Origin of the sequence: Pararhizobium polonicum, from assembly GCF_001687365.1 — a bacterium.
In the GTDB taxonomy this organism is placed as follows: domain Bacteria; phylum Pseudomonadota; class Alphaproteobacteria; order Rhizobiales; family Rhizobiaceae; genus Pararhizobium; species Pararhizobium polonicum.
In genome coordinates this window covers 167,234-192,596 of sequence record NZ_LGLV01000006.1, presented here as the reverse complement: position 1 = coordinate 192,596, position 25,363 = coordinate 167,234, and the positions used below count along the sequence as shown (strand labels likewise).

Genomic DNA, 25,363 nt, shown 5'->3' with positions numbered 1-25,363 from the left:
GGATGGCTTACTTTCCCCGCAAGGGTGTTTCCGCCAGCGCGTCGAGCGCGGCATAAAGCGACTGGCTGTTGAAATAGAGCGTGTCGAAAATTGGCTGCATCCGACGATATTTGTCCTGCCATGCCGGATCCGGCTTGATCTCGTCGGCATGGCGGACAATGGCGGCCACAGCTTCCTCCAGCGACGAGAATCGGTCGGTGGCGACCGCTCCCAGGACGGCACAGCCCAGAATGCCGCATTCCTGCTCCTCCGGCACGACGATCGGCACCCCGTAAATGCTTGCCTTGATGCGCAGCCAGAGCTCGGTCTTGGCGCCACCGCCCGAGGCGATGACGCGCTCGATTGTCTGCCCCGATGCCTTCTCCATGATCCGGAGATGACGGGCACCGGCAAAGGCCACCCCTTCGAGAATCGCCCGGTTGATATGCGACAGGGTATGGGCCGCCCCCAGGCCGAAGAACTGGGCGCGTGCATTGCGATGCGCCCCCAGTCGTTCTCCGGTCAGGAACGGCAGGAAAAACAGGCCGTCGGAACCCACCGGTGCTTCCGCGGCGCGTGCCACGAGTTGGTCATAGCTCTCCTTGCCCTCATGCAGCGCCCGGCGTGACCAGCGCATGGCGTCCCCGCCGCTTTCCAGCAGCGCAAACGGCCCCCAATTGCCCTCGACCGTCGCAACATTGGAAATGTCGGGATCGAGAAGCGGCGCAGGCGCGATCAGTGTCAGAATACAAGACGTGCCGGTGACGTCGGAGACCAGACCGGGCCGGCAGGTGCCAGAGCCGAGAAGTGCGACGGGATAATCAGCCCCGCCCACCAGCACAGGTGTGCCGGCCAGAAGGCCGGTCTCAAGCGCCGTGGCCTGCGTGACCGCTCCCAGAACATCAAGCGGATTGCGGATCGGCGGCAGTTTCGTTGCATCAAGCCCCAGCCGTTCCACCATGTCCGGCGACCAGGAGCGCGTTGTCGGATTCATCAGGAACGAGCACGAGGCATCGCCTTCATCCATGGCAATTTCACCGGTCAGCCGTAGGTTGATATAGTCCTTCGGCATGATCACGAAAGCCGTGCGCGCATAGGCTCGCGGATCGTTGTCGCGCAGCCATGCCAGCTTGAAGCCAGGCCAAGCCGGCGTCGGCGGATTACCGCTTTGCGAGAGATAGGTGTCCGGTGCGTTCGCCCGTTCGAAGTCGCGCACGAGGTCGATCGTGCGCTTGTCGTTCCAGAGCGGCACCCGATCACGGGTAAGGTTTCCGTCGCCATCGACCAGAACCGTTCCATGCATCTGGCCGCAGGCGACGACGACGGAAATGCGTGCCCTTGCATCCGGCACGTCCGCAAGCGCCGCGCGGATCGTAGCGACGACGCCTGCCCACCAATCGACCGGCCGTTGCTCGGCCCAGCCGAAACGCGGCACGATCTGATCATGTTCGCGCGCGGCGATGGTGACGATCTGGCCGTTGCTGTCGACGAGGGCTGCGCGAACGCTACCGGTTCCGACATCGATGGCAAGAGTGAGGGCGGAGGTCATGGGGTATTCCCTCACTCTTAGCGCTTCAGCGAGCCGGTGCTGTATTGCAGGAGCATGGCAATAACGATGATGGCGCCCATGTAGACCTGCTGATGATAGCCAGGCACGCCGGCAAGGTTCATGATATTGGCGATAATGCCCATGACGAGCGCACCCAGCAGCGTGTTGATCACGCCACCCTTGCCACCCATCAGGCTTGCACCGCCGATAACGACAGCCGCAATGACATTAAGTTCGGCGCCGACGCCGACCTGGGCCGATCCGACGCCGGTGCGGCTGGACGAGATGATACCCGCTACTGCCGCAAGCACGCCGGAAATCATGTAGACCGCCAGAATGTAGCGCGGCACGGCGATGCCGGAAAGGCGGACCGCCTCTTCGTTTGAGCCGATTGCCGTGACCAGGCGCCCGAACCGGGTGAAATTCAGCACCACGCCGCCGACAATGAACACCGCGAACATCAGGAGCACCGGTTGCGGAATTCCAAACAGGAAGCCCGAGCCAAACCGGCTGAAAGCGTCCCCCGCCTCGCCCAGCGGGATCGGTCGCCCCTCGGAAATGATCAGCGACAGTCCGCGCGCAATCGCCATCATAGCCAGCGACATCACGAAAGACGGCAACCTGAGATAGGCGATGAAGCCGCCCGTCACCAGTCCGCAAACCGCTCCAGACAACAACACAAGCAAAATGGTTGGAAGCGTGCCGAAACCGGAGATCGTACAAAAATAGCCTGTCAGTACAGAGCCCAGTGCCATGATCGAGCCGACCGAAAGATCGATGCCACGCGTCAGGATCACGAACAGCATGCCCACCGCCATGATGCCGGCGCCCGAAGCGACCTGGCGCAGCACGTTGAGGATATTGCCGCGGCTCATGAAACTGTCGGACCACAGCGTGGCAACGATGACGAGCACCAGAAAAATCGCCAGGGTGCCGAAACGCTGGACGACAACGCGGATATCGACGGATCGCTTATCTTCCGGTTTCGGAACTGAATCTGTTGTGATGGTCATCAGCGGCTACCCTGATTTGCGGTTATGGTTCCGCCCGTCATCGACAGGCCAAGCAGGTTTTCTTCATTGTAGTCTTGCGGCACCAGCTCGCCACGGATCCGGCCCTGCCCCATGGCGATGACCCGGTCGCAAAGACCGAACAATTCCTGGTGCTCCGACGAGATCACCAGCACGGCCTTGCCATCCTCGGCGAGTTTGTTGACCAGCGCATAGATTTCAGTCTTGGCACCGACGTCGACGCCACGTGTCGGCTCGTCGAGAATGATCACGTCGCCATCGGCGTGAAACCATTTGGCGAGAACCACCTTCTGCTGGTTGCCGCCCGACAGGCTCGATACAGTCGCATCGACGCTGGAGGCCTTCAGGCGCAGACTCTTGCCCAGCGTGGCGACATCAGTCCGCTCTTTACCCTGTTTGAGGAAGCCGAACGCGTTGACCACCGAGGACATCCTGGCCATCGTGGCATTGACGCGGATCGGCTTGTCGAGAATAACGCCCTGATGCTTGCGATCTTCCGGCACCAGCCCGATTCCGGCTTTCACGGCATCGCTGGGGGACCGCGGCTTCAAAACCTTGCCTTTGAGCGTGATCGTGCCGCTCTCCAAAGGATCGGCACCGAAGATCACGCGCGCAACCTCTGTCCGGCCCGAGCCGATGAGACCGCCCAGACCGACGATCTCGCCTGCGCGCACGGAAAAACTGACGTCCCGCACCATCCGCCCAGCATTGAGATTTTCCACCTTCAGCAGTTCCGCACCGATGATGCGTTTCGCTCTCTCGGGAAACATCGTGGCAATCGGCCGGCCGACCATCATGCGGATAATATCGTCGACCTTTACGTCGCCAGTCGCAACGGTTCCAACCTTCTGGCCATCCTTCAGGACCGTCATCCGATCGGCGATGTCAAAAACCTCGTCGAGGCGGTGGGAAATGTAGACGACACCGACGCCGCGATCGCGCAGGCCGCGGATGATCTGATGCAACTTCATCGCATCCTGCGCGCCAAGCACGGCGGTAGGCTCGTCAAAAACGATGATCTTGATCTCTTGCGACAGGGCCTTGGCGATTTCGACCACCTGCTGATGCGCGACGGCCAAGGCCCCCACTGTCCGGCCGGGATCGATCGTGAAACCCAACCGGTCGATCAGGTCCTTGGCACGCTTACGCAGACTGGAATGAGAAATGACACCCGGCAATTCACCGAGAAAAATGTTCTCCGCCACTGTCAGGTCCGGCGCCAGCGCCAGTTCCTGGTGGATGACGACAATGCCAAGCGCGCGCGCGGCGCGCGGATCGCGATAGACCACAGGCCTGCCGGCGATGACGACTTCACCTTGACTGGGGTTCATTTCACCGCCCAGAACACGCATCAAGGTGGATTTTCCTGCACCGTTCTCGCCGAGAAGCGCATGAACCTCGCCGGACCGGACATCGAAATCTACCGATCTCAACGCGTGGATGCCTCCAAATGATTTGGAGATCGACTTGAGTTTGACGAGTTCGGTCAACGTGGCTCTCCGGACACATGGCGACTTGAGGCGCAGCGCGTTTCAACGGATTTATGCGATGCGCCTTCAGTCCTTGGTCTTGATGCAAGCCGCCTTATGCGTTTTCAGGCGACATGCATTCGTGTCGTAACGCGCGGAAAAGACTCAAAAGACAGCGTCGGCGCGGTAGAACTTGTCGACGTTCTCCTTGGTGATGACCGCGGGCGTCGTCAGGTCGAGCTTCGGAAAGTCCGCACCCAGTTCACCCTTGACAGCCTTGAGGCCGATATCGACGGCCGTGCGCGCCACGAGATCGGGATCATTGAGACCGGTCGCGCCGTATTTGCCATCTTTGATCAGCGCAAGCGCTTCCTTCTGGCCGTCGGCTGCAGCGAGCGCCAGCACGTCGGTCTTCCCCTGTGCTTCGAGAGCCTTCATGGCGCCAAGAACCATCGAGTCATTCTCGCCAAGCACGACGTTGGCATCCGGATGGGCGGTCAACAAGTCCTCCATGGCAGCAAGGCCGCCCTCATTCGACCAGCCACCCCAGCCCTGTCCGACGACTTCGAAACTGACCTTGCCATCATTCACGAGCTGCCCTTCGACCAGCCCCTTGAACACGCCGAGACGCCGGTCGCGGCCCACCTCGTTACCCTTGTCACCCGAGAGCAGAATAATCTTCATCGGCTTGCCTTTCATGCTGTTGGCAAGCCATTGGCCAACGAGATAGCCGTTCTGGTCGTTGGACGAACGAACCTGGCTGATGACGTTCGCCTTCGTGCTGATTGAGGAATCCATCACGACCACCTTGACGCCCGCGGCGGTTGCAGCGTCGGCTGCGGCAACCAGACCTTCCGGATCGCGCGGATTGAGGATCAGCAGATTGACGCCCTTGGCAACCATGTCCTCCACATCGGCGATCTGCTTTGCCATATCGTTCTGGCCGTCGGCACTGGTGACCTCGCAACCGGCTTTCTTGGCCTGGTCCTCAGCAGCAGCAACCTGTGCGGCAAAATAGGGTGCTCCAAGCGTATACATGGCGATGCCGACCTTGCAGTCGGCGGCATTTGCCGCACCGAACGCCGCGACATTCATCGCGACAGCCAGCACGCACCCGGAAAGTGTGATCTTCATGGTTTTCTCCTCCGATTTCCATGACAACGGAAGCTATTCGGCCTCCTTTATGTAGTTAAAATACATTTCGGAAATCCGTCAAGGATTATTTCAACCCAAAATTTGATCTCAACGCGCATTATCGGCGCATATTGCGGCGCGATAGCGCAGGTTTGCACTGCAATGGCTTTTCTTCGCCAGATTTTCGGATCTCCGACTTGCATCCATTTCTATTTTATGTAGTATTACTACCAAATAATGTTTAGGGAGTACAAACAATATGCCTTTGTTCGAGCCGGGCGTCGCATATGTCGACATCTCATCCGGTCAGCTGAAGGGAGCCACCAGCCGATATGTGAAAACATTCCGCGATCTGGACGGCCTGTACGAAGATTCGGCCGCATTTTCATCGCTTGTCGATCGCAGCGGCGATGAGGTCGCCTATGAAGTCACCGACTACAAGCCCTCCAGCAACCTCGGCGACATCATCATCGGGGTCACGCGCATGGAGCCCGGCAAGATCGGCAACGAGTACTACATGACGCGCGGCCATATCCATGCGCGCCCCAATCGCCCGGAAATGTACTATGGCGAAAGCGGGCTTGGCGTCATGCTGCTGGAGTCCCCTGACGGCCAGATCCGCACGATCGAGATCAAGCCAAGGACGATGTGCTACGTGCCGCCCTTTTGGATCCACCGCTCGGTCAATGTCGGCCGCCAACCGCTGGTGATGACCTTCTCCTATCCCGCCGATTCAGGCCAGGATTACGACATCATCGCCAAGGCCGGCGGCATGCGCAGCCGCATCGTTGACGACGGCAAGGGCGGCTGGAAAACGGTCGAAAACAAAGGCTACCGGATCAGACCGCAAGCGCTGGTCGACAGCATCATGGCAAAGGTTGAGTGAAGCCGCCGGGAGGAGATGCAAAATGACGGATTACACTCCAGCGAACCGACCGACGCTCTATTTCATTGGCGTGACGACCGGCAAAAGCTCGATCATGAAAGTGTTTCCCGCATGGGCCGCCTCTCTCGGGCTGACGGATGCTGCGATAAAGGGCATCGATTTTCCCCTTCACGCAAATGCCGACGCCTACCGGGAGGCCGTCGCGTTTATCCGCGACGACCCCATGTCGCTGGGAGCGTTGGTGACCACGCATAAAATCGATCTTTTCAACGCCTGCAAGGATATGTTCGACACGATCGATCCGCATGCACGGTTGATGGATGAGACGAGTTGCATCTCCAAGAAAAGCGGCAAGCTCGTTTGCCACGCCAAGGATCCGATCTCTTCGGGACTGGCACTCGACGCCTTTCTGCCAGACGGATATTTCGAACGCACAGGCGCCGAACTGTTTTCGATCGGCGCGGGTGGATCCACCATCGCGCTCACCTGGCATATGATGCATGCCCGCCGTAACGGCGACCGGCCGTCGCGCATCGTTGTTTCCAACCGTAGCCAGCACCGCATCGACGAGATCAGGCGTATCCATGACACTATGGGCACCACCTTGCCCGTCGATTATGTCCTGGCACCACATCCGGCGGACAATGACGCCATCGTTGCGTCGCTCAAACCGGGCTCGGTGGTCATCAACGCAACCGGCCTTGGCAAGGACGCGCCCGGTTCACCGCTCTCCGATGCGGTCCGTTTCCCGGAAAACGCCATCGTCTGGGATCTCAACTATCGCGGCGACCTGGTCTTTCTCGATCAGGCCCGGAAACAAGAGAGAACGGCCCGGCTGCAAATAGAGGACGGCTGGATCTATTTCATTCATGGCTGGACCCAGGTGATATCGGAGGTCTTCGACATCGATATCCCCTCCAGCGGCCCCGAATTCGACGAAATCTCCAGAATCGCTCTGAGTGTCACGAAAGGCTGAGCCATGAGACAGAAAATCCTGGTCACGCCACGCTCGCTGACCGAAGCACCGCACCCAGCCGTCGAGGCGCTGATAGAATATGGTTTCGAGATCGTCCAGGCACGACCGGGAAAATTGCCCGACGAAAACGAATTGCTTCGATTGGTACCCGATGTTGTCGGTTGGCTGGCCGGTGTGGAGCCGGTCTCGCCCGGCGTAATCGCCGCGGCTGCCAAACTGCGCGTCGTCAGCCGCAATGGAACCGGCCTCGACAATCTGCCGCTGGGCGCATTAAAATCGCGCGGAATAGCAGTGCGCACAGCCGATGGCGCCAATGCCCGCAGCGTGGCGGAACTGGCGATTGCCATGATCTTCTCGGCTTTGCGCCACCTTCCCTATACCGACCAGGGGCTGAAGGCCGGTACCTGGCCGCGTCGTCGCGGCATCGAATTCTTCGGGCGCACGGTCGGCGTCATAGGCACGGGGGCGGTCGGTGGCACGGTCGCACGCCTCGCCTCGGCCATGGGTGCCCATGTACTGGCCTTCGACCCGGCTTGCCCGGAACTCGGCATCGACCCGAGGCGCTTTCGCTGGGCCTCGCATGAGGAGATTTTTCGCGAGGCGGATATCCTGACCCTGCACTGCCCTCCAAACCGCAACGGCAAGCCATTGATCGACACAGAAGTCCTGCAAATCGTCAAACCCGGACTTATCCTCATCAACACCGCGCGTGCCTCTCTGGTGGACGAGTGTGCCTTGACGACAGCACTCAACGAAAAACGTCTGCAGACCTATTGCGTCGATGTGTTCGATCCCGAACCGCCAGCCCATCCCGGCCTCGCCTCAAGGCCTGACGTCATCGCCAGCTCCCATATAGGCGGCTATACCGAAGAGAGCGTCAATCGCGCCACCGAAATGGCCGTCTTCAACCTTCTGGAATCGCTTGGCATTCGCCATAGCGCACAATCAGCCTGAGACGACACCATGGTAACGCTGACACAAATCCCATTCGATGAGCCCCTGGGTCGGAAATTGGCAAGGAGCGCCGGTCCCGGCCTGTCGTTCTATTGGCTGGGACAAGCGGGGTTCATTATCGACGCAAACGGAAAGCGCATCGTCATCGATCCGTACCTCTCGGATTCGCTCGCCGTCAAATACCGCAACACGGCCTATTCCCATTCTCGAATGATGCAGCCCCCACTTGACGCCGAAGAACTTGGCCCCGTGGATCTTGTGCTCTGCACACATCATCATACCGACCATATGGATGGAGAAACGCTGCATCGTCTAGCGGCGCGCTTGCCGGAACTGAGGTTCGTCGTTCCAGCAGCTTCCCGCGAACTGGCCGCGCAGCGGATCGGCACGGGCAGCAATCGCCTGATCGAGGTCGATGCCGGCGACCGGATGCCACTGGCTGGATTCGGGCTGCAGGTCATGCGCGCGGCCCACGAAACGCTCGAACGCGACGAGAACGGCTATCATCGTTTCCTCGGCTACGGGCTGGATTTCGGCGCACTTCGCCTCTTTCATTCGGGCGATACGATTCCGTTCGAAGGGCAGGATGACGAGATCCTGGCCTTTGGCCCGCATCTGGCTTTGCTGCCGGTCAATGGCCGTTCGGCGGCGCTGAAGGCAGCAGGCTTTGCGGGCAACCTGACACTGGCGGAGGCGACTGCCCTTTGCCGGCGCTGCAGCATTCCAAACATGATAGCCCACCATTACGGCATGTTCGCATTCAACACGATTGCCGCGGAAGCGATCGAGAACGCAAGACCGGCCGCGCCGATCGACCTGATCCGCGCATGCTACAATACGGAATTTCGCCTTGACGGTTCATAGGCCTGAATGGCAGGAATCGACGATGGCATATGAAGACATCATGGCCCGGGCTCCCGGTCAGAACATTCTCGAAATCGTGCGGCAGGCCCTGCCAAACCTGCGCAAATCCGAACGCAAGGTCGCCAACCGCGTTCTGGAGGATCCGGATAGAATCCTCAATGCGGCACTGGCAGAAGCGGCCGCCCTTTCAGAGGTCAGTGAGCCCACGGTAATCCGCTTCTGCGTCGCGATAGGGTGCACGGGCTTTCAGGAATTCAAGCTCCGGCTGGCGCGCAGTCTGGCGCTTGGCACCACGGCCACCCACTCCGTTCTCACCAAAGAAGACACGACGGCCGAACTCGTCGAGAAGATTTTCGGCTATACCATGACAAGCCTCGACTGGGCGCGCAGCCATCTCGACACCGAGGCGCTCGGGCGGGCGATCGCGCTTCTCAGCGAAGCGCGCAGTATCGAATTTTTCGGGCTGGGTGCCTCCGGTATCGTGGCGCTCGACGCGCAACAGAAGTTTCCGCTGTTCGGCGTGCCCTGCGGCGCCCAGTCCGATACCCACCAGCAACTGATGACCGCCTCCATGATGCAGGCCGGCGATGTCGCTGTGATCTTCTCCAATACAGGCCACACGATCGCGATGATCGAGGTGGCGGAAGTCGCCCGCAATGGCGGCGCCAAGGTGATTGGCGTTTCGGGTGCAAGCGCGCCGCTGCTCGACCATTGCGATGTCGCCATCCTGGTCGAGACACTCGACAACACCGATATCTACACGCCGACGATTTCCCGTATCGCCGCCCTCGTCGTCGTCGATATTCTCTGTTCGGCGGTTGGCTTGCGGCGCGATGCCGAGCACGGACATCGCTTTGAAAATATGAAACAGTTGCTGCGCAATCAGCGCATCTACGGCCCGAAAAAGCCGGTTTAAGTGCCTCACCTGACAGGAACAGAGAGAATAATATTCGCCCGGCCGTAAACAAGGCGGACCGCAGCGACATCAATGGTTTGTGAATTTTCTACCAAAAAAAGATACGAGAATCACAATTTACAGTTTCAAAAGTTAAACCCTTTGATTAAAGCTGGTGCACGCGTAGTTGATCCATACGACGCAGTCTGGGGTAAATACGGCTGTTTTCAAGAGATGACGGAGATGTGAAGGCGCACCATCTTGTCAGATTGTCAGCAGAGCCCTCCGTCGTGAAGAACCGGTAAGGACCATGCCACATGAAGAGTCGTAAGGGGCAGCGCATAGCGGTGTTATCCGAGGCCCTTTCGCAACACCGCATTCTGCATATCAAGAGCGCGGCCGAAATCCTGGGCGTGTCGGAGATGACGGTGCGGCGCGACGTCGGTGCCAATCCCGACCAGTTCTCGTTCCTGGGCGGCCACATCGTACCTTCCGCTGATCTGGAAAACGACAATCCTTACGAGCTTTCGAAAGCTGCCGACAGCCATGCGGCAGCAAAACGGCAAGTATGCGCACAAGCCATTGAATTTATTAATGATGAGGATACGGTTTTTTTCGATTGCGGCACCACGCTGCCCTACCTGGTCGATCTGCTGCCGGATGATCTTTCGATTACCGCGATCTGCTACGCCCTGAATATCGCCGACCGCCTGACACGCAAACCCAATGTCCGCATCGTCATGCTGGGCGGTCTCTACCACCCTGCCTCTGCCAGCTTTTCAGGAGCGCCGGGGCTCGAAACACTGGATTCGATCGTCATAAACGTAGCCTTCATCTCCGCTGCAGGCGTTGATCGCGGGCGTGGTGCAACCTGTGCGCACTTTCACGAAGCCGAAATCAAGAAGAAGGCGATGTCGCGGGCACAGCGGAACATTCTTCTCGTCGATAGCAGCAAGATCGGCAAACTGAAGCCCGCCTTTTTCAGCGCCATGACGGCATTCGATACCGTTATCACAGAAAACGGCGAGACCGATTTCAGCTGAACATATCGAATTTTTCCTGCACATCCCGGAATGAAACTTGACGACATTCAGAAATGATGGAATTGTCACAAAAAATGAAAATTAAATAACATGAAGTAAGATGCAACGACGCCGTGTCCTCAAGCGCAGCTTGTGCAGATCGAGACATGCGGCTTGCGATCGGACCGGGAGGAAATCAATTGGAAGCCGTTGCCGCTAACGATGTGCCACGCGCGCGCAGTAGCCGCTCCTCTGCACCGTTGTCCGCCGGAGTTCATAACCAAGTGCGCAACCCCGGCATGGCGCTCGACTTGTCGTGGGTACTCGATTCCCGAGTCAATCTGTCGGCCACCGAGCGCCGGGTCGCGTCCCTTCCCGGCCGGCGTACAGTAAAGAAAGATGCGCAGGCCGCCTGGCTTCTGAAGGCCGTCACCTGCATCGACCTGACGACGCTCAACGGCGACGACACGACGGAGCGCGTCAAGCGTCTGTGCGCCAAGGCGATCAGCCCGGTTCGCCCCGAAATTCTCGATGCGCTCGGCATGGGCGATCGCATCATTACCACCGGTGCCATCTGCGTCTATCACCGGTTCGTCGCAACCGCCGTCGAGGCGCTCGGCAATTCGGGCATTCCCGTGGCCGCGGTCTCGACCGGCTTTCCCGCTGGTCTCAGTCCGCACCATCTGAAAGTCAAGGAAATCGAGGCCTCGGTTGCCGATGGCGCCAGAGAAATCGATATCGTCATCACCCGCGAACATGTGCTGACCGGCAACTGGACGGCGCTGTACGAGGAAATGAAGGAATACCGCACGGCCTGCGGTGACGCGCATGTAAAAGCTATCCTGGCAACCGGTGATCTCAAGACGTTGCGCAACGTCGCCAAGGCCTCGCTGGTCTGCATGATGGCCGGCGCCGACTTCATCAAGACATCCACGGGCAAGGAAGGCGTGAACGCAACGCTCGCCGTGACGCTGACGATGCTGCGGGCGATCCGCGCCTATGAGGAGCGCACCGGCATCAGGATCGGCTACAAACCGGCGGGCGGTATTTCTGCGGCCAAGGACGTGCTGAATTATCAATTTCTGATGAAAGAGGAACTGGGCCGCGAATGGCTGGAGCCGGACCTGTTCCGCATCGGCGCATCGAGCCTGCTGGCCGATATCGAGCGCCAGCTGGAACACCATGTCACCGGTGCCTATTCGGCCCTCAACAGACACCCGATTGGATGAGCCCGATGACTGTCGCAGAGTATTTTGACGAAATGTCCTACGGCCCCGCTCCCGAATCCGACACTGAAGCCCGCACCTGGCTAGCACGCCATGCGTCAGGCTTCGGCCACTTTATCAATGGCGCGTTTACGCCACCGGCTTCCGGCAAAAGCTTCGATACGTTCGAGCCCGCCACCGGCAAGGTGCTCGCTAGGCTCGCGACCGGTGACAAGGCCGATATCGACAGCGCCGTAGCCGCCGCGCGCAAGGCGCAGGTGCAATGGGCGCAACTGTCCGGCCATTCCCGCGCGCGACATCTTTATGCTTTGGCCCGGATGATCCAGCGCCATGCCCGCCTGATTGCGGTGGTCGAGGCGATCGACAACGGCAAGCCGATCCGCGAGACGCGGGATTTGGACGTTCCTCTGGCTGCCCGCCACTTTTATCATCATGCCGGCTGGGCGCAGCTCCAGGAGACCGAATTTGGCGATCAGGTGCCGGTGGGTGTCGTCGGACAAATCATTCCCTGGAACTTCCCCTTCCTCATGCTGGCCTGGAAGATCGCGCCGGCGCTGGCACTCGGGAATACCGTCGTTCTCAAGCCCGCTGAATTTACGTCGCTGACGGCGCTGCTCTTTGCCGAACTTGCCGCCGCCGCAGGCCTGCCGCCCGGCGTCTTCAACGTCGTCACCGGCGAAGGCAACACCGGCGCCCTGCTGGTCGACCATCCGGATATCGACAAGATCGCCTTTACCGGCTCGACGGATGTCGGCCGCATCATTCGCGAGCGCACGGCCGGCCGCGGCAAGTCTCTGACGCTGGAACTGGGCGGCAAATCGCCGTTCATCGTCTTTGACGACGCAGATATCGATGGCGCGGTCGAAGGCGTGGTCGATGCGATCTGGTTCAATCAGGGGCAGGTCTGCTGCGCCGGATCGCGCCTTCTGGTTCAGGAAGGCATTTCCGATCTCTTCCATCAGCGACTGATCCGCCGCATGCAGACCTTGCGCGTCGGTCAACCGCTCGACAAATGCATCGACATGGGGGCGATCGTAGCACCGGTGCAACTGGCGCGCATCGAATCCCTGGTCAAGCAGGGCGTCGCGCAGGGAGCTATCCTGCATCAGGCGAAGATCGACGCGCCGAAGGGCGGCAGTTTCTATCCGCCGACGCTGCTGAGCGGTGTGCAGCCGACATCGACCGTTGCAACCGAGGAGATTTTCGGACCGGTTGCTGTGTCGATGACCTTCCGGACGCCGGAAGAGGCGATCCAGCTTGCCAACCATTCGCGATACGGACTGGCGGCGAGCATCTGGAGCGAGACGATCGGGCTGGCGCTGAATGTCGCGGCCAAGCTTGCAGCCGGTGTGGTCTGGGTCAATGCCACCAACCTGTTCGATGCAGCGGTCGGCTTCGGGGGAAAACGCGAATCCGGCTTCGGTCGCGAGGGTGGCCGCGAAGGTTGCTATGAATATCTGAAGCCAAAAGCGTGGGCCGCCCGAAAGGCCCGGACGATGCCGTCGCTGCCGCACTTGAAGACCACAGCCGGCGATTTCAGCCTTTCGTCGATCGATCGAACGACAAAGCTTTTCATTGGTGGCAAGCAGGCGCGTCCGGACGGCAACTATTCCCGCGTGATCGTTTCGCCGAAGGGCAAGGCTATCGGCGAAGTTGGCGAAGGCAATCGCAAGGACATCCGCAACGCGGTTGTTGCGGCGCAGGCCGCAGCCGGCTGGACGAATGCGACAGCCCATAATCGCGCGCAGATCCTCTACTATATCGCTGAAAATCTCAGCGGCCGCGCGGATGAATTTGCCGCCCGCATTTCAACCATGACCGGCGCGTCCGCCGCGGCGGGCAAAGCGGAAGTGGAGGCTTCGATTTCGCGCCTCTTCACCTACGCCGCCTGGGCCGACAAATACGAGGGCGTCGTGCACATGCCGCCGCTGAGGGGTGTGGCGCTGGCCATGCCCGAAGCGATCGGTGTCGTCGGCGTTATCTGCCCGCCGGAAGCTCCGCTCCTCGCCTTCATCAGCCTGGTAGCGCCACTGATCGCCACCGGAAACCGCGTCGTCGCCGTTCCAAGCGAGACCTATCCGCTGTCAGCCACCGATTTCTACTCAATTCTCGAAACTTCGGACGTGCCTGCCGGCGTCGTCAATATCATCACGGGCTCGCCGGACGAACTGGCCAAAACGATGGCCGCCCATAACGACGTCGATGCCTTGTGGGCGTTCGGCTCTCCTGAGCTTTCGGCAACCGTCGAAAAACTGTCTGTGGGCAATCTCAAACGGACGTTCGTCGACAATGGCAAGGCGACCGACTGGTTCGACAGTGCGGCGGCCGAAGGCGCCAACTATCTGCGCCGTGCCGTGGACGTGAAGAATATCTGGATCCCCTACGGGGAATAGGGATCCTACTTTCGTCCTGCCGGCGGGAGGAGACCGCGCCGGCTGACGGAAGCAGACATGGGTGAGAAATGCCGCAAAGCCTGATGCCTTGCGGCCGGGGAGGACGCCGCGGCAAAACTTGCCGGAGCGTCGCGCGCAAGGGAGGACTTTCATGCTGAAGAATATCGATCCGGCTCTCAATGCAGACATATTGTATGCGCTTCGGGCTATGGGACATGGCGACACGCTGATCGTATCCGATACGAATTTTCCGTCGGACTCCATCGCGCGCCAGACGACCCTCGGCAAACTCCTGCGGATCGACAATGTTTCGGCCGCCCAGGCGATCAAGGCGATTCTGTCGGTGATGCCTCTGGACACACCGCTACAGCCGTCGGCAGGGCGTATGGAGGTCGTCGGCGCTCCGAGCGACCTGCCTCCGGTCCAGCAGGAGGTACAGGCCGAGATTGATCAGGCCGAGGGCAAGCCTGCTCCGATGTATGGCATCGAACGTTTCGCATTCTATGAAGAGGCAAAGAAAGCCTATTGCGTGATCACCACCGGTGAAAACCGCTTCTACGGCTGCTTCCTGTTCACCAAGGGCGTGATTCCGCCGGAAAACTCTTGAGTGCGGAGACGATGATGAAGTCGGGTGTTTCGATCCTCGGAATTTTTGTGGCCGATACGGCCTATGTCGCCAAGCGCATGCCAGCTGTCGGCGAAACCATCACCGGAAGCGGGTTCTCTGTCGGCCCCGGTGGCAAGGGTTCTAACCAAGCCGTTGCCGCCGCACGCGCCGGCGGCAAGGTGTCCTTTATCTCGAAGATCGGCCGCGACACATTCGGCGAGATGGCCCTAAAGACCTATGCCGAGGCCGGCGTTACCCCGAAGATCGTGCAGATGGACAATATGCCGACCGGAGCCGCCTTCATTTACGTCAACGAGACCAATGGCGACAATGCCATCATCGTCTATCCCGGGGCCGCCGGAACAATTGTCATTGCCGATGTCGAGGCCACGCGCGACACCATCGAGCAATCCGCGGTTTTCGTGACCCAGTTGGAGCAGCCGGCCGATGCGGCCCTCCGCGCCCTTGAGATCGCCCACGCCGCCGGCGTGACGACTGTTTTCAATCCGGCACCCGCCGAGCCGTTTCCGGACGCGATCTATCCACTCTGCGACTACATCGTACCCAACGAAACCGAAGCCGCCGCCATCGTCGGTTTCCCACTGGAGACGCTGGAAGACGCGAAGCGGGCCGGAGACGTCTTTTTGTCGAAAGGCGTCAAGGCAGCGTTGATTACGCTCGGTGGCCGCGGCGTTCTGTATCATACGGCCGCGGAATCGGTGCATGTTCCTGCCCTATCCTCCGGCCCGGTCATCGATACGACAGGTGCAGGCGACGCCTTTGTCGGTGGCTTTTCGGCAGCACTTTCCAACGGCATGCGGCCGGTGGACGCCGCCCGCTTCGGCTGCGCCACGGCAGGCATTGCAGTGACGCGGCGCGGAACTGCACCGGCGATGCCGCAACTTTCGGAGATCGAAACGCTTCTGGGCGGAAATGGTGCCGCATGACCCGCCAGGATCCGATCAAGCACTTTTTCATCTGGCCCGCGCTACTGATCGTTCTTGTGATCTCGATCTTTCCGCTAATCTATTCGCTAACCACCAGTTTCATGAGCCTACGGCTGGTGCCGCCCATGCCCGCCCGTTTCGTTGGTTTTGGAAACTACACCGAGCTGCTGCAAAACCCGCGATTCTGGCATGTGGTAGGCACCACGACGCTGATCGCATTCATTGCCGTCTCGCTACAATATGTCATCGGTTTTTCGGTTGCGCTTGCGCTGAACCGACGGGTGCCGGGCGAGGGCCTGTTCAGGCTGAGCTTCCTTTTGCCGATGCTGGTAGCGCCGGTTGCCGTGGCGCTGATCGCCCGGCAGATCCTCAACCCCACGATGGGTCCGCTCAACGAGCTCATGACCTTCTTCGGTTTTCCGAACCTGCCCTTTCTGACCAAGACGAGCTGGGCGCTGGGGGCGATCATTTCCGTGGAGGTCTGGCAATGGACGCCCTTCGTCATCCTGATGTTGCTCGCCGGCCTTCAGACCTTGCCGGATGACGTCTACGAGGCCGCAGCGCTGGAAAACGCCACGCCATGGCAGCAGTTCTGGGGCATCACCTTTCCGATGATGCTGCCGATCTCGGTGGCAGTCGTCTTCATCCGCCTGATCGAGAGCTACAAGATCATCGACACCGTCTTCGTCATGACCGGCGGCGGCCCCGGCATTTCCACGGAAACGCTGACGCTGTTTGCCTATCAGGAAGGCTTCAAAAAGTTCAATCTCGGTTACACCTCCGCGCTGTCCTTCCTGTTCCTGATCGTCATCACGGTCATCGGCCTTGTCTATCTCGCCATCCTCAAGCCCATTCTGGAGAAGCACAAATGAGCGTGCGCGATCTTAAGGGCAACAGCCGTTGGTGGGCGCTGGCAGGTTGTCTTCTGTGGCTCGCCTTCACCCTGTTTCCGCTCTACTGGGTGGCGATCACCTCGTTCAAGTCGCCGCTCGGCGTGGTCGGCGGGCCGACCTACATCCCCTTCATTGATTTCGATCCGACCCTGACGGCCTGGACCGAGCTTCTGTCAGGCGCGCGCGGGCAGTTCCACAATACGTTCATCGCCTCGACGATTATCGGTCTGTCCGCCTCGTTGCTGGCGACGTTCATCGGATCAATGGCCGCCTATGCCCTGGTGCGCTTCACCTTTGAGGTCAAGCTCCTGACCGGCGTCATCTTCGTGGTCGTAGCCTTCGGCGGCTTCTTGCTTGGGCGTCATTACCTCGGTCTCGGACAGGCGACCTCGCTGATCTACGCCTTCATCGCAGCCCTCGCGCTGGCCATCGGCTCCAGCCGAATCAGGCTTCCCGGCCCGATCCTCGGCAATGACGACATTGTCTTCTGGTTCGTCAGCCAGCGCATGTTTCCACCGATCGTCGCCGCCTTCGCCCTTTTCCTGATGTACACGGAGATGGGCAAGATGGGCTTCAAGCTGGTCGATACCTATACAGGCCTGACCTTCGCCTATATCGCCTTCTCGCTGCCGATCGTCATCTGGCTGATGCGTGATTTCTTCGCCGCCCTGCCGGTCGAAGTCGAGGAGGCAGCGATGGTCGATAACGTTCCATCATGGCGGATCTTCTTCGGGATCGTTCTGCCGATGTCGAAGCCGGGCCTGATTGCCACCTTCATGATCACCCTTGCCTTCGTGTGGAACGAGTTCCTGTTCGCGCTCTTCCTGACCAATTCCAAATGGCAGACATTGCCCATCCTCGTCGCCGGCCAGAACAGCCAGCGCGGCGACGAATGGTGGTCGATATCGGCAGCCGCCCTTGTGGCGATCATACCCATGGTCGTCATGGCGGGGCTTTTAAGCAGGCTCATGCGGTCTGGCCTGCTTCTGGGAGCGATAAAGTGACCGCCTAACCCATCTATCTTTTTCAATTCCGGGGAGGAAAACATGAAGAGATTTCTACTGACATCCACAGCGGCGACACTGCTCGCGCTCGCGGGAGCAACATCGGCACTGGCGGCCTGCGAACCGGACTACACCGGCGTAACCATTACAGCGACCACCCAGACCGGGCCCTATATCGCATCCGCACTACAACTGGCGGCCAAGGGCTGGGAAGAAAAGACCTGCGGCAAGGTCAATGTTGTGGAATTTCCCTGGTCAGAACTGTACCCGAAGATCGTGACGTCGCTGACCTCCGGCGAAGACACGTTCGACGTGATCGCGTTCGCGCCGGCCTGGGCGCCGGACTTCACCGACTATCTCTCCGAAATGCCTGCCGCGATGCAGAAGGGTGCCGACTGGGAAGATATCGCTCCGGTTTACCGCGAGCAACTGATGGTCTGGAACGGCAAGGTTCTGTCGCAGACCATGGATGGCGACGCGCATACCTATTCCTATCGCATCGACCTTTTTGAAAATCCCGACAACCAGAAAGCCTTCAAGGCAAAATACGGCCATGATCTTGCACCACCGAAGACATGGAAGGAATATCTCGACATAGCCGAGTTCTTCCAGCAGCCGGACAAAAAACTCTGGGGCACGGCCGAAGCCTTTCGCCGCGGCGGGCAGCAGTTCTGGTTCCTTTTCAGTCACGTGGCCGGCTATGTCAGCCATCCCGACAATCCGGGCGGCATGTTCTTCGATCCGGATACGATGGATGCGCAGGTCAACAATCCGGGCTGGGTTCGCGGTCTGGAGGAATATATCCGCGCGTCGAAACTCGCACCACCGAATGCCCTGAACTTCTCCTTCGGTGAAGTGAACGCAGCCTTTGCCGGCGGCCAAGTGGCTGAATCGATCGGCTGGGGCGACACTGGCGTCATCGGGGCAGATCCGAAGCAATCGAAGGTGGCCGGAAATGTCGGCTCGGCATCGCTGCCGGGATCCGATGAAATCTGGAACTACAAGACCAAGACGTGGGACAAGTTCGATCACATCGTACAGACGTCGTTCATGGCCTTCGGCGGCTGGCAGGCAGCTGTTCCCTCCTCCTCAAAGAACCAGGAAGCAGCCTGGGACTATATCAAATACGTAACGAGCCCGGCGGTCTCCGGTCAGGCGGCGATCACCGGCGGCACCGGCGTCAATCCTTACCGCATCTCGCACACGACCAATACCGAGCTGTGGTCCAAGATTTTCTCACCACGCGAAGCCAAGGAATATCTGGGCGCCCAGAAGGATGCCGTGACGGCCAAGAACACGGCACTCGACATGCGTCTGCCGGGCTATTTCTCCTACACGGAAATCCTGGAAATCGAACTTTCCAAGGCTCTCGACGGAGAGGTGACGCCGCAGCAGGCGCTGGATACCGTCGCGGAAGGCTGGAACAAACTGACCGACGAATTCGGTCGCGACAAGCAGCTGGCTGCCTATCGCGCATCGATGGGTCTGCCGGCAAAGTAACGGATCGATCCGAAACGGACCCGGCTTTCGGGGACGACGACGAAAAAGAGAAGAAGGCAGGGAATCCATCGCCGCTTTTCCAATGGCGATGGAGTTCCCATGAAAAGGACACAGCATGTCCCAGGTGCGTTTGAACCAGGTTACAAAGTCTTTCGGCAGTGTTGCGGTCATACCGGCGCTCGACCTGACGATCGCGGATAAGGAATTCGTGGTGCTCGTGGGGCCTTCCGGCTGTGGCAAGACGACGACGTTGCGCATGATCGCCGGACTCGAGCAGGCCTCGTCCGGAGAAATCAGCATTGGAGAGCGCGACGTGACGTCGCTGAGGCCCGGCCTTCGTAATTGCTCGATGGTCTTTCAGAACTACGCGCTCTATCCGCATATGACCGTCGCCGACAATATCGGCTACGGCATGAAGGTCCGCGGCACTTCGAAGGAGGATATCGAAACGGCTGTCGCCAACGCCGCCCGCATCCTCAATCTCGAGGCCTATCTGAAGCGCAAGCCCAGCGCGCTATCCGGTGGACAGCGTCAGCGCGTTGCCATCGGCCGCGCGATCGTGCGCCAGCCGGATGTGTTCCTGTTCGACGAGCCACTCTCCAACCTCGATGCCAAGCTGCGCATCGAAATGCGAACGGAAATCAAACTGCTGCACCGTCGTCTTCAGACGACGATCGTCTATGTCACGCACGATCAGGTGGAAGCCATGACCATGGCCGACCGGGTCGTCGTGATGAACCAGGGGCGTATCGAACAGGCCGCCGATCCGATCACACTCTACGAATCACCGAAAAATCTGTTCGTCGCGGCCTTCATCGGCGCGCCGAGCATGAATTTCATCGAAGGGCGTCTGGAACAAGCCGATGGGAACATCGCCTTCCGGGCTGAGGGCGGTGTCGATATCACGGTCCCATCCGATTGGGCCGCACGCCTGTCGACCGGGATCGGGCAAGCTGTGGTTCTCGGTATAAGGCCGGAGCATACGATGAACACGGATCCCCTCTTTCCGAACCTGCGTGTTCATGTCGCCGACATCGAACCACTCGGGCCGCATACGCTGGCGATCGGCAAGGTCGGTCCCGCTGCCTTCACCGCTCAGATTCATGCCTCTTCACGCGTGAAGCCGGATGACACGATCGACGTTCCAGTCGATCCGCAGAAGCTGCACTTCTTCCTGAAAAGCACAGGCGACGCCTTCGGTTACAGCGCTCCGGATTGAAATTTTAATGCACATCCGGGACCGCAAAGTTAGCCGGCCCTGACCGAAAGTCTGGCCCTCCGCCTCCGCTTATTGGGGCCGCAGACGTATGATCTCATGCCACATCTGCATGGCGACGGCTCATGCATGGAAGCGGAACGCTGGAGATGTCGGGCAACGTGTTTCAATTGGTGTAAGACATATGCGGTGTAGAGGCCATTTAGCAATGCGACAATTGAACCGTTGGAGGTACGACAGCCTCGCCTCTCGGCGCACTGCTCAAAGTCAACGTTGGAAGCAAGGATGACGACCTTCAGCTTGGTATTCAGTCCCAGTATTTGATGGATCAGGACTTAACCTGAAACGCTCGGGTTCTTTTGTCCCGCATTTCCAGATGATCGTCATGGGTTTCAATGAAATCAACAGGACGCTCCCCGGTCAGCCTGAACATTCGCTCGCATGATAGTTTGTTTAATAAACTAATGATTGACATCGCACCCAATTTTTGATTTTCCATACCCCGCGTCAGATATTGGGAAGCTGACAGGAGGAGATGGATATGAACACCAAGATGCAATTCCTGCGGACGACGCGCCGTCGTTTTCTTCAGGCTAGCGGCGCGGCGATTGCGTCAGCCGCGCTCTATTCGCCAGCGATCGCCCAAAGCAAACAGCTCACGATCATTTCGAACCGCGGCGATGTAAACCAGCGCGCAGCGCTTGAGCGTATTGCCAAGGAATTCGGCGATGCCGCCGGCGCCACCGTTACCATCAACAATATGGATCATGAAGCGCACAAGACCGCCATCCGCAACTATCTGGTCGCAAGCCCGCCCGACATCTGCTTCTGGTTCTCGGGCAGCCGCATGCGCACCTTTGTCGAGAAGGGCCTGTTCGATGACATCTCGGATCTGGTCCAGCGCGAGAACTATAAGGATGTGCTGGGTGCGACGCTCGGTTCGGTCACTGTCAACGGCGCACAATACGGCCTGCCGACCGGCGGCATTCTCTGGGGTCTGTATTATCGCCAGGACACATTCGATCAGTTCGGCCTGACTGTGCCCAAGACATTCGACGACTTTTTCACGCTCGCAGAGCAGTCGAAGAAGGCCGGTATCATTCCGATGAGCATGGGCACCAAGGATCAGTGGCCGGCTGGCGGCTGGTTCGATCACATGAACCTGCGTATCAACGGTCTTGAGCACCACATGGATCTGATGGCCGGCAAGGTGAAATACACCGACCCGTCGCTCAAAGACGTGTTCGACCGCTGGGAGACACTGATCAAGGCAGACTTCTTCACACCGAACGGTACATCCTTCGCCTGGGACCCGGCTGCGGCAGCGCTTGTCCAGAAGAAGGCGGCGATGATGGATCTCGGCAATTTCATCAAATATGCCTTCCCGCCCGAAGATCTTGCACAGGTCCGTTTCGCGCCGTTCCCGGAAATCAAGCCGGGTATGGCCCAATATGAGGATTTCTCGGTGGATTCCATCCATCTGCCCTCGGGCTCGAAGAACAAGGAACTGGCGCGCGAATTCCTCGCCTATTTCTACAAGCCGGAAAATCTCGCCGCCTATCTTGCCCCCGAAGGCAACGTGCCGGCGCGTAATGATTGCCCGATCTCCGATGATCCCATCCTCAAGATGGCGGTCGAGGAAATGAAGAAGGTCAAGGGCACGTCGCAGTATTACGACCGCGATACAGATCCGGATCTGGCCCAGGCGGGCCTCAAGGGCCTTCAGGAATTCATGGTCAAGCCCGAGCGGCGCGATACCATTCTTCAGCAGATAGAACGGACGCGCGCGCGCATTCACGGCTGACCGGTCGGCAACTCTCTCCTGACGGGAGGTGGCGACACCTCCCTTTTTCCAAGGAATAAATATCATGACAGTTGGTTTGTGGCGGCGCCAGCGCAGCTGGCTGGCGCCGGCCCTGTTTCTTGCGCCGGGGCTGGTGCTGTTTCTGGTGGTGATCATCGCCTCGTCGGTGGAGACGTTCTGGATTTCGTTCTACGACTGGGACGGTTTCGGACCGATGACCTGGATCGGACTGGCCAACTACACCGAGTTGCTAGACGATCCACAGTTCTATATTTCACTGAAAAACAACGTCATCTGGCTGCTGATGTTCCTGCTCGCCCCACCGGCAGGGCTGGCGATAGCGCTTCTGGTCAATCAGAAAATCGCAGGCATGCGGCTCGTCAAATCGCTGTTCTTCATGCCGCTGGTACTGGCCGCCGTCACCGTCGGCGTCATCTTCGGATGGTTTTACGACCCGACCTATGGCCTTCTGGCGATTATCTACAATGCCTTTGGCGCGCAAGCGCCAGCACTTCTGTCTGACGAATATCTGGTGACGTTCGCGGTGGCTGCCGCTGCGCTATGGCCGCAGATCGCCTTCTGCATGGTGCTGTTTCTGGCGGGCCTGAACAATCTCGATGAAGAACAGATCGGGGCTGGCCGTGTCGATGGCGCCCGCGGCTGGCGCATGCTGCGCCATATCGTCCTACCGCAATTGACGCAGGTCGGCTTCATCGCTGTGGCAATCACCATCGTCGGCGCGCTGCGCTCCTTCGATGCGGTTTCCGTTATGACGGCGGGCGGTCCTTTCGGCTCTTCGACGGTGCTGGCCTATCAGATGTACGAGCAGTCGATCTTTTCCTTCCGCTTCGGTTATGGCGCAGCCATCGCCACCATCCTGTTCCTCATCATGTCCGTGTTCATCGCCTGGTATCTGCGTGGGCTGATCAAAGCCGAAAAGGGGAACTGAGCATGTATCCGCGTCCCATCGCTGAAAACAAACCCCTGTCGCGCTTTGCTTATATGGCGATGATCTGGCTCATTCTGGCGCTCTGGCTTCTGCCGCTTCTGGCCGTCATCATGACCTCGTTCCGCTCGTTTGACGACGTCATGGCCGGCAATTACTGGGGCTGGCCGACAAAGTTCAATCTTGTCGAAAATTACATGGCGGTCTTCCAGCAGACCAAGATGCTGCGTTATTTCACCAACAGCCTGATCATCACCATCCCCTCGGTGATCGCGGTCCTGATCCTGTCGACACTGACCGGTTATGTGCTGTCGCGCCACCGCTTTCGCGGCTCCATGCTGATCTTTGCGCTGTTTGTCGGCGGCAACTTCCTGCCCCAACAGATCATGATGATCCCGATCCGCGATCTAATGGTGAAGATCGGACTCTACGACACCTTCTTTGCCCTCATGGTCTTTCACATTGCCTTTCAGACCGGCTTTGCCACGCTCTTCATGCGCAATTTCATCGCAGCGCTGCCAGACGAACTGTTTCAGGCAGCCCGCGCCGAAGGCGCCTCGCCCTGGCAGATCCTTCGCTATGTCGTCGTACCCCTCGTGCGCCCGGCGCTGGCAGCGCTGGCGATCCTGACATTCACCTTCATCTGGAACGACTATTTCTGGGCGCTGGTGCTGACCCAGAGCGACGCGGTCAAGCCGGTTACCGCCGGCCTGTCCAACCTCAAGGGCGAGTGGGTCTCGGCGTGGAACGTGGTTTCCGCCGCAACGATCTTCGTCGCCGTACCGCCGGTGCTGATGTTCTTCCTCATGCAGAAACACTTCGTATCGGGGCTGACGATGGGGGCGATCAAGGGATGACCTTAACAGCCTGCCCGCACGGCGCCCTGACGCAACAAGAAACGACCGAAGGAACCCTATCGAGATGACCAGCGTCGAAATCCGCAATGTCGAGAAGCACTATAGCGGCTTCCATGCCTTGAAGAACATCAATCTGACCATCGACAAAGGCGAATTCATCGTCATGGTCGGCCCATCCGGCTGTGGCAAATCCACGCTGCTGAAGACCATTGCTGGGCTGGAGAGTATTTCCTCCGGCAACCTGTTCATCAACGGCCAGGACGTGACGAAGGAAGAGCCGGGAGACCGGGGCATCGCCATGGTCTTCCAGTCCTACGCGCTTTATCCCCATATGACGGTCGCCGAGAACATGGGATTTGGCCTGCGAATGGCCAACCGGCCAAAGGCTGAAATCGACGCCGCCGTTAAACGCGCGGCAGAAATTCTGCGCATCACCGAACAGCTCGACAAGCGCCCGAAACAGCTTTCCGGCGGTCAGCGCCAGCGTGTGGCCATCGGCCGGGCGATCACACGGTCGCCGGAAGTTTTCCTGTTCGACGAGCCGTTATCCAATCTCGACGCGGCGTTGCGCACCCAGATGCGAGTCGAGCTGTCGACCCTGCACAGTGAGCTCGGTTCGACGATGATCTATGTGACCCACGATCAGGTGGAGGCCATGACCATGGCCAGCCGCATCGTCGTGCTCAATAGGGGCGAAATCGAGCAGGTTGGCTCGCCGCTTGGACTTTATGCCAATCCGGTCAACCAGTTTGTCGCAGGCTTCCTTGGTGCACCGCGCATGAACTTTGCCGAGGGCAAAGTGGCAAGCATTGACGCATCCGGCGTGGCGATCGCCATCGACGGCCTGACCGGCGTTGTTTTCCCGGCGCTGAAGCCGAATGGCCTGAAGGTCGGCGACAAGGTCACTGTCGGCGTCCGCCCCGAACGGCTGAAAGTCGTTTCAGACGAGCAAGCCGCATCCCCGTCCTTTGATGCCACGGTCCGGCTTGTCGAACATCTCGGCCGCGAAACCGTCGTTTACGCCGATGCCTCGCCGCTGCGCACCGTCGGATCGGACACCGGCACTCACAATGTCACCCTGCAGATGGGCGACATCGTGCCGTTCGAGGCGGGCAGCGCCGTGCGCGTCACCTTCGATATTGCCGATGCGTATCTCTTTGGGTCCGACGGCGCGACGTTATCGCCCGACAAGCCATTTGCCGAAAAATAAA

Annotated in this window: 22 protein-coding genes; 18 read left to right on the top strand and 4 right to left on the bottom strand. The window is 59.4% G+C overall.

Annotation, left to right across the window (positions count from 1 at the left end):
• Positions 1 to 7 precede the first annotated feature (7 nt).
• The 4 genes from ADU59_RS09755 to ADU59_RS09740 all read right to left on the bottom strand — a co-directional run bounded on the left by ADU59_RS09755 (position 8) and on the right by ADU59_RS09740 (position 5,162).
• Complete coding sequence (locus tag ADU59_RS09755) at positions 8 to 1,528, bottom strand: xylulokinase (protein ID WP_068953905.1); 1,521 nt, start codon at positions 1,526 to 1,528, stop codon at positions 8 to 10.
• Between the two features lie 17 nt (positions 1,529 to 1,545).
• Positions 1,546 to 2,541, bottom strand: coding sequence for an ABC transporter permease (locus tag ADU59_RS09750; RefSeq protein ID WP_068953904.1), 996 nt, complete (start codon positions 2,539 to 2,541; stop codon positions 1,546 to 1,548).
• Positions 2,541 to 4,049, bottom strand: coding sequence for a sugar ABC transporter ATP-binding protein (locus ADU59_RS09745; protein ID WP_068953903.1), 1,509 nt, complete (start codon positions 4,047 to 4,049; stop codon positions 2,541 to 2,543). Before ADU59_RS09745 ends, ADU59_RS09750 begins: the two co-directional genes overlap by 1 nt.
• A 144-nt stretch (positions 4,050 to 4,193) precedes the next feature.
• Positions 4,194 to 5,162: a sugar ABC transporter substrate-binding protein gene (locus tag ADU59_RS09740; protein WP_068953902.1), complete on the bottom strand. Its 969-nt coding sequence runs from the start codon at positions 5,160 to 5,162 to the stop codon at positions 4,194 to 4,196.
• A 259-nt stretch (positions 5,163 to 5,421) separates the two neighbouring features.
• Here ADU59_RS09740 and ADU59_RS09735 point away from each other — a divergent pair, with 259 nt between their 5' ends.
• From ADU59_RS09735 to ADU59_RS09650, 18 genes are all read left to right on the top strand, one after another.
• On the top strand, positions 5,422 to 6,048 hold the full coding sequence (locus tag ADU59_RS09735; RefSeq protein WP_068953901.1) for a glucose-6-phosphate isomerase: 627 nt from the start codon (positions 5,422 to 5,424) through the stop codon (positions 6,046 to 6,048).
• A 22-nt stretch (positions 6,049 to 6,070) separates the two neighbouring features.
• Positions 6,071 to 7,024, top strand: coding sequence for a shikimate dehydrogenase family protein (locus tag ADU59_RS09730; protein WP_068953900.1), 954 nt, complete (start codon positions 6,071 to 6,073; stop codon positions 7,022 to 7,024).
• A 3-nt stretch (positions 7,025 to 7,027) separates the two neighbouring features.
• Entirely contained in the window at positions 7,028 to 7,978 is a 951-nt protein-coding gene (locus ADU59_RS09725) for a phosphoglycerate dehydrogenase (RefSeq protein WP_068953899.1), read from the top strand.
• 57 nt (positions 7,979 to 8,035) lie between these two features.
• Positions 8,036 to 8,842 (top strand): MBL fold metallo-hydrolase, encoded by an 807-nt coding sequence (locus ADU59_RS09720; RefSeq protein ID WP_244506387.1) that lies wholly within the window; start codon positions 8,036 to 8,038, stop codon positions 8,840 to 8,842.
• A gap of 22 nt (positions 8,843 to 8,864) precedes the next feature.
• Positions 8,865 to 9,758 (top strand): SIS domain-containing protein, encoded by an 894-nt coding sequence (locus tag ADU59_RS09715; RefSeq protein ID WP_068953897.1) that lies wholly within the window; start codon positions 8,865 to 8,867, stop codon positions 9,756 to 9,758.
• A gap of 296 nt (positions 9,759 to 10,054) precedes the next feature.
• Positions 10,055 to 10,780: a DeoR family transcriptional regulator gene (locus ADU59_RS09710; protein ID WP_068953896.1), complete on the top strand. Its 726-nt coding sequence runs from the start codon at positions 10,055 to 10,057 to the stop codon at positions 10,778 to 10,780.
• A gap of 278 nt (positions 10,781 to 11,058) precedes the next feature.
• Positions 11,059 to 11,988: a deoxyribose-phosphate aldolase gene (gene deoC / locus ADU59_RS09705; RefSeq protein ID WP_244506401.1), complete on the top strand. Its 930-nt coding sequence runs from the start codon at positions 11,059 to 11,061 to the stop codon at positions 11,986 to 11,988.
• 5 nt (positions 11,989 to 11,993) lie between these two features.
• On the top strand, positions 11,994 to 14,378 hold the full coding sequence (locus ADU59_RS09700) for an aldehyde dehydrogenase family protein (protein WP_068953895.1): 2,385 nt from the start codon (positions 11,994 to 11,996) through the stop codon (positions 14,376 to 14,378).
• 151 nt (positions 14,379 to 14,529) lie between these two features.
• Positions 14,530 to 14,985, top strand: coding sequence for an RbsD/FucU family protein (locus tag ADU59_RS09695; RefSeq protein ID WP_068953894.1), 456 nt, complete (start codon positions 14,530 to 14,532; stop codon positions 14,983 to 14,985).
• 14 nt (positions 14,986 to 14,999) lie between these two features.
• On the top strand, positions 15,000 to 15,932 hold the full coding sequence (gene rbsK, locus ADU59_RS09690) for a ribokinase (RefSeq protein ID WP_068954129.1): 933 nt from the start codon (positions 15,000 to 15,002) through the stop codon (positions 15,930 to 15,932).
• On the top strand, positions 15,929 to 16,804 hold the full coding sequence (locus ADU59_RS09685) for a carbohydrate ABC transporter permease (RefSeq protein WP_068953893.1): 876 nt from the start codon (positions 15,929 to 15,931) through the stop codon (positions 16,802 to 16,804). The genes rbsK and ADU59_RS09685 overlap by 4 nt, the downstream gene beginning before the upstream one ends.
• A complete protein-coding gene (locus tag ADU59_RS09680) occupies positions 16,801 to 17,829 on the top strand; it encodes a carbohydrate ABC transporter permease (protein ID WP_068953892.1) in 1,029 nt (342 codons plus the stop codon). The genes ADU59_RS09685 and ADU59_RS09680 overlap by 4 nt, the downstream gene beginning before the upstream one ends.
• A 42-nt stretch (positions 17,830 to 17,871) precedes the next feature.
• Complete coding sequence (locus tag ADU59_RS09675; protein ID WP_068953891.1) at positions 17,872 to 19,329, top strand: extracellular solute-binding protein; 1,458 nt, start codon at positions 17,872 to 17,874, stop codon at positions 19,327 to 19,329.
• A 115-nt stretch (positions 19,330 to 19,444) separates the two neighbouring features.
• Positions 19,445 to 20,548, top strand: coding sequence for an ABC transporter ATP-binding protein (locus tag ADU59_RS09670; RefSeq protein ID WP_068953890.1), 1,104 nt, complete (start codon positions 19,445 to 19,447; stop codon positions 20,546 to 20,548).
• Positions 20,549 to 21,086: 538 nt separating this feature from the next.
• On the top strand, positions 21,087 to 22,349 hold the full coding sequence (locus ADU59_RS09665) for an ABC transporter substrate-binding protein (RefSeq protein ID WP_068954128.1): 1,263 nt from the start codon (positions 21,087 to 21,089) through the stop codon (positions 22,347 to 22,349).
• Positions 22,350 to 22,413: 64 nt separating this feature from the next.
• Entirely contained in the window at positions 22,414 to 23,298 is an 885-nt protein-coding gene (locus ADU59_RS09660) for a carbohydrate ABC transporter permease (protein ID WP_068953889.1), read from the top strand.
• A 2-nt stretch (positions 23,299 to 23,300) separates the two neighbouring features.
• A complete protein-coding gene (locus ADU59_RS09655; protein ID WP_068953888.1) occupies positions 23,301 to 24,152 on the top strand; it encodes a carbohydrate ABC transporter permease in 852 nt (283 codons plus the stop codon).
• 64 nt (positions 24,153 to 24,216) lie between these two features.
• The gene (locus tag ADU59_RS09650; RefSeq protein WP_068953887.1) at positions 24,217 to 25,362 is read left to right on the top strand and encodes an ABC transporter ATP-binding protein; all 1,146 of its coding nucleotides are present in this window, start codon (positions 24,217 to 24,219) and stop codon (positions 25,360 to 25,362) included.
• Position 25,363 lies beyond the last annotated feature (1 nt).

Bases quoted from the DNA above. Each gene is read 5' to 3' on its own strand.
- ADU59_RS09755 (WP_068953905.1), bottom strand. From the start codon at position 1,528: ATGACCTCCGCCCTCACTCTTGCCATCGATGTCGGAACCGGTAGCGTT.
- ADU59_RS09750 (WP_068953904.1), bottom strand. From the start codon at position 2,541: ATGACCATCACAACAGATTCAGTTCCGAAACCGGAAGATAAGCGATCC.
- ADU59_RS09740 (WP_068953902.1), bottom strand. From the start codon at position 5,162: ATGAAGATCACACTTTCCGGGTGCGTGCTGGCTGTCGCGATGAATGTC.
- ADU59_RS09735 (WP_068953901.1), top strand. From the start codon at position 5,422: ATGCCTTTGTTCGAGCCGGGCGTCGCATATGTCGACATCTCATCCGGT.
- ADU59_RS09730 (WP_068953900.1), top strand. From the start codon at position 6,071: ATGACGGATTACACTCCAGCGAACCGACCGACGCTCTATTTCATTGGC.
- ADU59_RS09725 (WP_068953899.1), top strand. From the start codon at position 7,028: ATGAGACAGAAAATCCTGGTCACGCCACGCTCGCTGACCGAAGCACCG.
- ADU59_RS09715 (WP_068953897.1), top strand. From the start codon at position 8,865: ATGGCATATGAAGACATCATGGCCCGGGCTCCCGGTCAGAACATTCTC.
- ADU59_RS09710 (WP_068953896.1), top strand. From the start codon at position 10,055: ATGAAGAGTCGTAAGGGGCAGCGCATAGCGGTGTTATCCGAGGCCCTT.
- deoC (WP_244506401.1), top strand. From the start codon at position 11,059: ATGGCGCTCGACTTGTCGTGGGTACTCGATTCCCGAGTCAATCTGTCG.
- ADU59_RS09700 (WP_068953895.1), top strand. From the start codon at position 11,994: ATGACTGTCGCAGAGTATTTTGACGAAATGTCCTACGGCCCCGCTCCC.
- ADU59_RS09695 (WP_068953894.1), top strand. From the start codon at position 14,530: ATGCTGAAGAATATCGATCCGGCTCTCAATGCAGACATATTGTATGCG.
- rbsK (WP_068954129.1), top strand. From the start codon at position 15,000: ATGAAGTCGGGTGTTTCGATCCTCGGAATTTTTGTGGCCGATACGGCC.
- ADU59_RS09685 (WP_068953893.1), top strand. From the start codon at position 15,929: ATGACCCGCCAGGATCCGATCAAGCACTTTTTCATCTGGCCCGCGCTA.
- ADU59_RS09680 (WP_068953892.1), top strand. From the start codon at position 16,801: ATGAGCGTGCGCGATCTTAAGGGCAACAGCCGTTGGTGGGCGCTGGCA.
- ADU59_RS09675 (WP_068953891.1), top strand. From the start codon at position 17,872: ATGAAGAGATTTCTACTGACATCCACAGCGGCGACACTGCTCGCGCTC.
- ADU59_RS09670 (WP_068953890.1), top strand. From the start codon at position 19,445: ATGTCCCAGGTGCGTTTGAACCAGGTTACAAAGTCTTTCGGCAGTGTT.
- ADU59_RS09665 (WP_068954128.1), top strand. From the start codon at position 21,087: ATGAACACCAAGATGCAATTCCTGCGGACGACGCGCCGTCGTTTTCTT.
- ADU59_RS09660 (WP_068953889.1), top strand. From the start codon at position 22,414: ATGACAGTTGGTTTGTGGCGGCGCCAGCGCAGCTGGCTGGCGCCGGCC.
- ADU59_RS09655 (WP_068953888.1), top strand. From the start codon at position 23,301: ATGTATCCGCGTCCCATCGCTGAAAACAAACCCCTGTCGCGCTTTGCT.
- ADU59_RS09650 (WP_068953887.1), top strand. From the start codon at position 24,217: ATGACCAGCGTCGAAATCCGCAATGTCGAGAAGCACTATAGCGGCTTC.